The organism is Paraburkholderia sp. (genome assembly GCF_035948235.1).
In the GTDB taxonomy this organism is placed as follows: domain Bacteria; phylum Pseudomonadota; class Gammaproteobacteria; order Burkholderiales; family Burkholderiaceae; genus Paraburkholderia.
In genome coordinates, this window is sequence record NZ_DASZJJ010000153.1 from 1 (window position 1) to 6613 (window position 6613).

Here is a 6613-nt window from a genome sequence, read left to right on the forward strand (position 1 = left end):
AACGGAGTGATAGAGTCCCCGCCAATATCGACGGAGAGCACACGAATGTCGGAGGACAGCGGACGCAGGACGACCACCCAGCAGATGTCGCTTGGGTTGTTCGAAGAGATGTCCGGACAGCCAATCAGCGAAAGCACGAGAGAGATCGGCTTTCAGCGCAACAACGTTTTCGTTGCCATCAACGGGCTTGGCCTGTCGTCGCGGCGTTTCATCGACGCTGCGTATTTCATCGCAGCCCAGGAGCCGGTTCCGCACGAGACCTACGACGTCGACCTCAACTACTTCAAGTGGCTGATGCGCTATGAGAGCCGCAATGTGCGCCATCTCCAGAGCGTCATCAAGGAAGCGCAGCGTGTGCTGATCGAGGTGACCGACACGCCGCCCGAGCGCGCGCCCAGCGAGGACGACCAGTGGATTTCCGAGCAGTTGATGGGCAGCGTCAAGATCGGCAAGGGGCGCATCCAGTTCCGCATCCCGCCGCTGATGCTGCGTCACATCACCGGACCGGAAAAGCATCACTGGCTCAACCTGTGCATCACGGCAGCGTTCTCGCAGACCTTTGCGCGCGCGATCTACGATTACGTGCAGCCTTTTGTCGCCGCCGGACTGACCGACTGGATCGAGCTGGACGTGATGCGCCGCTGGCCGGGCAAGCTCGGTTCGAGCGCTTCGGAGTTCAAGCACTTCCGGCCGAAGTACCTCGATCCCGCCGTCAAGCAGATCAACGAGCTGTCCGATATCGACGTGAGCTACGAGACGCGCGCCGATTCGGGCACTTCGCGCAAGATCAACAAGATCCGCTTTCGTCTCAAGCGCAAGGACACCGTGGCGGCGATGCTCAGCCGTCAGCCCGACGCGCACGATCTGCTGCTCACGCTCAAGGAGGAGTTTGGCCTGAGCAACAAGCAGTTCGACGTGATCGCCGAGCATCGCCTGAACTGGACCGACGAGCGCATCCGCCAGGCGATCGAGTACACGCGTTTCCGTCTGAACCAGGGCAAGGTCACCAAGAGCCCTGCGGGTTACCTCATGAAGGCGCTCAGCCATAACTGGCAGGTCTCGGAGGCCGAACGCAAGATGGTCGCGATCCAGAGCGAGCTCGCTGCCGCCGTGGACGCCGAGGAGACCGCCAAGGTCGCCGTCACCACCGCCGTGAAGCAAAGCATCGCCGCGCGCGACGAAGAGGCGCGCACGCGTCGCAACGAGGAAGTGCAACGTGGCCGCGAGCACTTCGAATCCGCCGACGAGAAAACCCGCAAGGAACTCGTGCGCCTCTACATTGCCTCGCAGGCCGGCAAGCTCATGCTGCGCCGCCTGAAGCTGGAGGCCGGCGCGCTCTCCGACGTGAACATCCTCAACCACTCCGACCTGTCCTGGTACTTCGGGCAGTTCGTGTACGGCAAGCTCAAGCAGACTGGCCTGTGATGGACGTTTTCGATTCTTTTGGGCGCTTAACCTGACGCGTTGAGCGACGAAAGCGTCGCTCGCGCGGCAGCCAGGCCACGAAGGGCCGCATAGCGTGCAGGCAGCGCGCCCTGGCCGACGGTCTCTGAAGAATATCGCCGCAGGATCAATGACTTGGGTGATCCGTTCGATGGGGTATCCACAAAGTTGTGCACAAAATCTGTGGATAACTCCTGGGCTGCGATGGCGGTGATTTTGCTTCTCCACCCCCACGGATCACCTGCGCCACGAGCGTGCACATTACCTGGCAATCCTTATCAGATCACACGGCGACAGCCAGCGCTGACGTCGCTCCTGCACCCAGCATCGTGCCGCGGCAGCGTTGCGTGCCGCAGCGGCACGCATAGTCGCGTTGCGCTTCGCTATCCACCTGCTCGTCGATTTCCAGCGCGTAATCGATGAACAGTTCTTCGCCAGCCGCAATATCGCGGATCGCTTCGATATAGACGCGCCCATCGCCTTCGACGGCTTCGCAGTTCGCCGCGCAGGCGTGATTGAGCCAGCGCGCCCCATTACCGCCGCGTCCACCATCGATCACACGTCCATCGGAAAGACCGAACAGGAAGGTGTGCCCCGAATCCTCGCGACGCGCGTTCCAGCGTGCCGCCTCGCGCCACGTGGTCACCATGCCCTTGTATTCGAAAATGCGCTCGCCTGCCTGCAACGCACAGAGCGCGAACACGCCTTTGCCATGCACCGGTGATTGCCGGACGGACACACGTTTCATGATCGCGATAATGGAACAAAGACGGCATTGGGAGGAGGACGATGCGGTGCTGGCCACGCATTCGCGCCGAGTATAAGTCGAGAAAATAGTCGCGAATATGACGTTTCGAATATGCCCGATGGCCTTCGTCACTGCGTTCGAAATATCCCCGCGCGGCAAAACCGTTTGACGCGATCGCCAGCGCGGCGTTACGATGCAGGCTCGGTCAAGGGACAGACCCACGACCGCCAATCTCTTGAGGGAGCCTCATGAGCAAGCAGACCCAGCGTTTCGACGCACTGATTTTCATTGGCCGTTTCCAGCCTCCGCATCGCGGACACCTCGATGTGCTGCGCCGTGCGCTCAGCCAGGCCGAGCGCGTGTGCATTCTCGTCGGCTCGACCGACCGCCCGCGTACCATCAAGGACCCGTTCTCGTACGACGAACGCCGTCAGATGATGCTCGCGCTGCTCGATGAAGACGAGCGCGAGCGCGTTGTCATCGCGCCGGTGCAGGACTCGATGTACAACGACGGCGACTGGGTGCGCTGGATTCAGGATGTCGTAGCGTCCGAACTGGGCGACACGTCGGGCCGCCGTATCGGCCTGATCGGCCACGAGAAGGACACCACTTCCTACTACCTGCGCATGTTCCCGCAGTGGGAGTTCGTGGAAACCGACGCCACCGAGGACATCTCGGCAACCGAGATTCGCGAGCAACTGTTCGCGGAGCGTAACAACAGCTTCGTCTCGTGGGCCGTGCCGGCGCCCGTGCACGACTGGCTTGAACGCTTTCGCACGCGGCCCGAATTCGCGCAACTGAAGTCGGAAGCCGAATTCATCGCCGGCTATCAGAAGGCCTGGGCGGCGGCGCCGTACCCCGTGACTTTCGTGACCGTCGATGCCCTCGTGGTGCACTCCGGCCATATCCTGCTCGTGCGTCGCCGCAGCGAGCCGGGCCGCGGCCTGTGGGCGCTGCCGGGCGGTTTCGTCAATCAGGACGAACGGCTGGAGACGGCCTGCATTCGCGAACTGCGCGAAGAGACTGGCCTGAAACTGCCCGAACCCGTGCTGCGCGGCTCGATCAAGGACCGTCAGGTGTTCGACCATCCGCAACGCTCGCTGCGCGGACGCACCATCACGCACGCTTTCCTGTTCCATTTCCCGGTGGGCGAACTGCCGCGCGTGAAGGGCGGCGACGACGCCGACAAGGCGCGCTGGGTTCCGCTCAACACGTTCGCGCGCATGCGCGACGTGATGTTCGAAGATCATTTCGATATCGCGTACCACTTCCTCGGAAAGCTCTGAACACGCGGCGCGGCGCGCCCAGGCACAGGTTTTAACCCGCTGGGATAGACCCGGCGGACTCTCAACGGCATAGAGGAGCTCTAGCCATGCAAGCCCAAATCGACACGTTCGCTTCCACTCTCGCCAATCCGATCATTAATACGGACTCCTACAAGGCGTCACACTTCGTGCAGTATCCGCCCGAAGCGACGGGCATGTTCTCGTACATCGAATCGCGCGGCGGACGTTACGAGCGCACCGTGTTCTTCGGCCTGCAGATGCTGGCGAAAGAATATCTCTGCAGACCCATCACCGCGCAGATGATCGATGAAGCGAAGCGCTTTTTCGACGCACACGGCGAGCCGTTCAACGAAGCGGACTGGCGCTACATCGTCGAGCAATACGGCGGCTACCTGCCTGTGCGCATTCGTGCCGTGCCAGAAGGCTCGGTTGTGCCCACGCACAATGTCCTTATGACCGTCGAGTGCGACGACCCACGCGTATTCTGGATTGTTTCGTACATCGAATCGATGTTGTTGCGTCTCTGGTATCCAATCACCGTGGCGACACAAAGCTGGCATCTGCGCAAGACGATCGGCCGTTATCTGCGCAGAACGAGCGACGATCTTTCGCAACTGCCGTTCAAGTTGCACGACTTCGGCGCGCGCGGCGTCTCGAGTGCGGAAAGCGCCGCGATCGGCGGCGCAGCGCACCTGGTGAGCTTCATGGGTTCCGATACCGTGCTGGGCGTGATGGCCGCGAACCGCTTCTACCACGCGTCGATGGCAGCGTATTCCGTGCCCGCAGCGGAGCACAGCACGATCACCTCGTGGGGCCGCGAGCGCGAAGCCGACGCCTATCGCAACATGCTCGCGCAGTTCGGCAAGCCTGGTGCGATCGTTTCGGTGGTGTCCGATTCGTACGATCTGTTTGCGGCGCTCGACATGTGGGGTGGCGAGTTGAAGCAGGCGGTGCTCGATTCCGGCGCGACACTGGTGATTCGGCCCGATTCCGGCGAGCCAGTTGAGATCGTGCTGAAGACCGTGCGCTCGCTCGATGCGGCGTTCGGCTCGACGCTCAATAGCCGCGGCCGCCGTGTGCTGAACACCGTGCGCGTGATCCAGGGCGACGGCGTGGACGAAGCCTCGATTGGAGCGATCCTCGCCGCGTTGGACGATGCGGGCTATGCGGCCGACAACGTCACCTTCGGCATGGGCGGCGCGCTGTTGCAGCGTGTGGACCGCGATACGCAGCGTTTTGCCATGAAGTGCTCGGCGATCCGCCTGGGCGACACGTGGACGGGCGTGCGCAAGGACCCCGTCACCGACAGCGGCAAGCGCTCGAAGTTGGGGCGCCTCACACTGCTGCGCAACCGACGCACGGGCGAGTACCGCACGGCCACGTTACCGCTCGCGTGGGAAGACCGCATGCTCGAACGCGACTGGGAGGACGCGCTGGAAACCGTCTACGAAAATGGCCGCCTGTGCGTGGACGTGACGCTCGACACGATCCGCGAGCGCGCCCACGCCGACGAGGTTTAAGCCCGCTGCGCATGCGCCTGGAGTGGTACCGCGGGTGCATGCGCGCATTTACCCGGCTTCGTCCTGCACAGTGAGCAGATTGGCGTCACGCGCGAGTTGCCAGCCATCGCGACCCCGCCTGAAAACCGACAGCACGCTGCCGGCGCGTCTTGGCGCCGGACGGCCGTCACGCGGCAGCACACGCACGTCGAGTTTGCTGCGACACCAGGCCAGATCGCCTGACACTTCAAGCTCCTGAATCACGCCGGCCGATTCGACGCGATGCGTGGCGAACAAATCCTTGAGCGCCTGCACAAAGGCGTCGCGGCCCCGCATCGGCGGCTGCCCCGCAACGAGGAAGATCACGTCCTCCGTCATGAGGGGCGGCAGCGCGTTCGCATCGCCATTATTGGTGGCGGCGTGCCACTGCGCAATCAGATTGCGGATCTGCGCTTCGTCTTCGGTCATGGCGTGTCTCCTGTGCATTGGCTGGCCATCAGATTACTCCGACTGCGAGCGTAATGCGGTAGATTGGCGTCGCGTCACACGATCAGGAGAAGCCGATGCAAAACCCTCAAGCCGATGCGAGCGCTTTGCCGCCGCCACTGCTCACCGCATTCGACGGCGATCACCTGGAAGAACACGCTCACGAAGCGATTCGCGTATCGACTGTGAGCGCCGATGGCTGGCCGCACGGTGCGCAACTGAGCGTGGGCGAGGTGCTCGCGCTCGACGCGCAGACCGTGCTCGTGGCGATGTGGCCCAACTCGAATACGGCGCAGAACATGCGGCGCGATGGGCGTCTTACGCTTTCGCTGGTTCACGATGGCGCGCTGCTGGAGATTCGCGCGCACGCCGCGCTTGTGGCTGAACAGCAGACTGCACTGGCTCTGAGTGTGTTTCGCCTGAGAGTCGAACAGGTGGACATCCATCGTGCAAAGTACGCCGAGGTGCTCAGCGGCGTGACGTTCCGGCTCTACGATCTCGATAGCGTGATCGCGCGCTGGCGTGAACAGATCGCGATGCTGCGCATGCATGGTTAGGGCGCCATATTCGTGCTCACGGCAATTCGCGCCAGATGCACAAATAACGTTACCTTCAGTGCGCTTGCGTCGCTTGCCTGCTTTAAAGCGTCCATTGCTGCAATGATTGCAATGGTGTGATGCGCAGCTTCGCATTTATCGCGAAGCTCGCGATCATTATGATCTGCCGGCGTCGTTCAGGCGATGAACGACGCTGGTCTCCAAACCGACTTTGACCTCCGCTTGCGCAAAGGCGGAGGTTTTTTTTTGCGCGCTATATCGTCAATCGACACAACACGTCATTGCGTATTTTCAGACGTCCGATTTTCCCTATTTCGTAAATAAAGCATTGCGCAGCCGTGGCATAAACAAATGTGTCACTGAATTTATAATCCGCGGCGGGCGATCCGGTGCTTTAAAGATTCAAACATTCACACGCGCCAGAATCAGAATTCGAAAGAGTGAGGAAATGCGAAAAACAAAATTACCTCTCGCCGTTTTCATTGCAGGGGTGTGCCTCGGTTCGAGCGCAGCACGCGCGGATCAATGGGGCGTTCAATTTGCCGGCGGCGTTGCCGACCATGACGTAAGGAAAGCGGATCTCGGTGTCGTCTG

General features: G+C 61.6%; 6 protein-coding genes. 4 read left to right on the top strand and 2 right to left on the bottom strand.

The annotated features are described in order from the left end of the window. Positions 1-45: 45 nt before the first annotated feature. Complete coding sequence (locus VG320_RS13725) at positions 46-1425, top strand: replication initiation protein (protein ID WP_327200652.1); 1380 nt, start codon at positions 46-48, stop codon at positions 1423-1425. A gap of 301 nt (positions 1426-1726) precedes the next feature. On the opposite strand, the gene VG320_RS13730 is transcribed toward VG320_RS13725, so the two are convergent. After that, positions 1727-2191 (bottom strand): SET domain-containing protein, encoded by a 465-nt coding sequence (locus VG320_RS13730; RefSeq protein ID WP_327200653.1) that lies wholly within the window; start codon positions 2189-2191, stop codon positions 1727-1729. Positions 2192-2439: 248 nt separating this feature from the next. Here VG320_RS13730 and VG320_RS13735 point away from each other — a divergent pair, with 248 nt between their 5' ends. Both VG320_RS13735 and VG320_RS13740 read left to right on the top strand, forming a co-directional pair. Beyond that, positions 2440-3477: a bifunctional nicotinamide-nucleotide adenylyltransferase/Nudix hydroxylase gene (locus VG320_RS13735; RefSeq protein ID WP_327200654.1), complete on the top strand. Its 1038-nt coding sequence runs from the start codon at positions 2440-2442 to the stop codon at positions 3475-3477. Between the two features lie 86 nt (positions 3478-3563). Then, positions 3564-4997: a nicotinate phosphoribosyltransferase gene (locus tag VG320_RS13740; RefSeq protein WP_327200655.1), complete on the top strand. Its 1434-nt coding sequence runs from the start codon at positions 3564-3566 to the stop codon at positions 4995-4997. Between the two features lie 48 nt (positions 4998-5045). On the opposite strand, the gene VG320_RS13745 is transcribed toward VG320_RS13740, so the two are convergent. After that, positions 5046-5444 carry an SgcJ/EcaC family oxidoreductase gene (locus tag VG320_RS13745; protein ID WP_327200656.1) on the bottom strand — a complete coding sequence of 133 codons (399 nt, stop codon included), beginning with the start codon at positions 5442-5444 and terminating at the stop codon, positions 5046-5048. A gap of 95 nt (positions 5445-5539) precedes the next feature. On the opposite strand from VG320_RS13745, the gene VG320_RS13750 reads away from it, so the two are divergent. Next, entirely contained in the window at positions 5540-6019 is a 480-nt protein-coding gene (locus VG320_RS13750) for a pyridoxamine 5'-phosphate oxidase family protein (RefSeq protein ID WP_327200657.1), read from the top strand. Positions 6020-6613 lie beyond the last annotated feature (594 nt).

What these genes read in the sequence shown, in the direction of transcription:
- VG320_RS13730 (WP_327200653.1), bottom strand. Translation starts at nt 2,191, where the DNA reads ATGAAACGTGTGTCCGTCCGGCAATCACCGGTGCATGGCAAAGGCGTG.
- VG320_RS13740 (WP_327200655.1), top strand. Translation starts at nt 3,564, where the DNA reads ATGCAAGCCCAAATCGACACGTTCGCTTCCACTCTCGCCAATCCGATC.
- VG320_RS13745 (WP_327200656.1), bottom strand. Translation starts at nt 5,444, where the DNA reads ATGACCGAAGACGAAGCGCAGATCCGCAATCTGATTGCGCAGTGGCAC.
- VG320_RS13750 (WP_327200657.1), top strand. Translation starts at nt 5,540, where the DNA reads ATGCAAAACCCTCAAGCCGATGCGAGCGCTTTGCCGCCGCCACTGCTC.
- VG320_RS13725 (WP_327200652.1), top strand. Translation starts at nt 46, where the DNA reads ATGTCGGAGGACAGCGGACGCAGGACGACCACCCAGCAGATGTCGCTT.
- VG320_RS13735 (WP_327200654.1), top strand. Translation starts at nt 2,440, where the DNA reads ATGAGCAAGCAGACCCAGCGTTTCGACGCACTGATTTTCATTGGCCGT.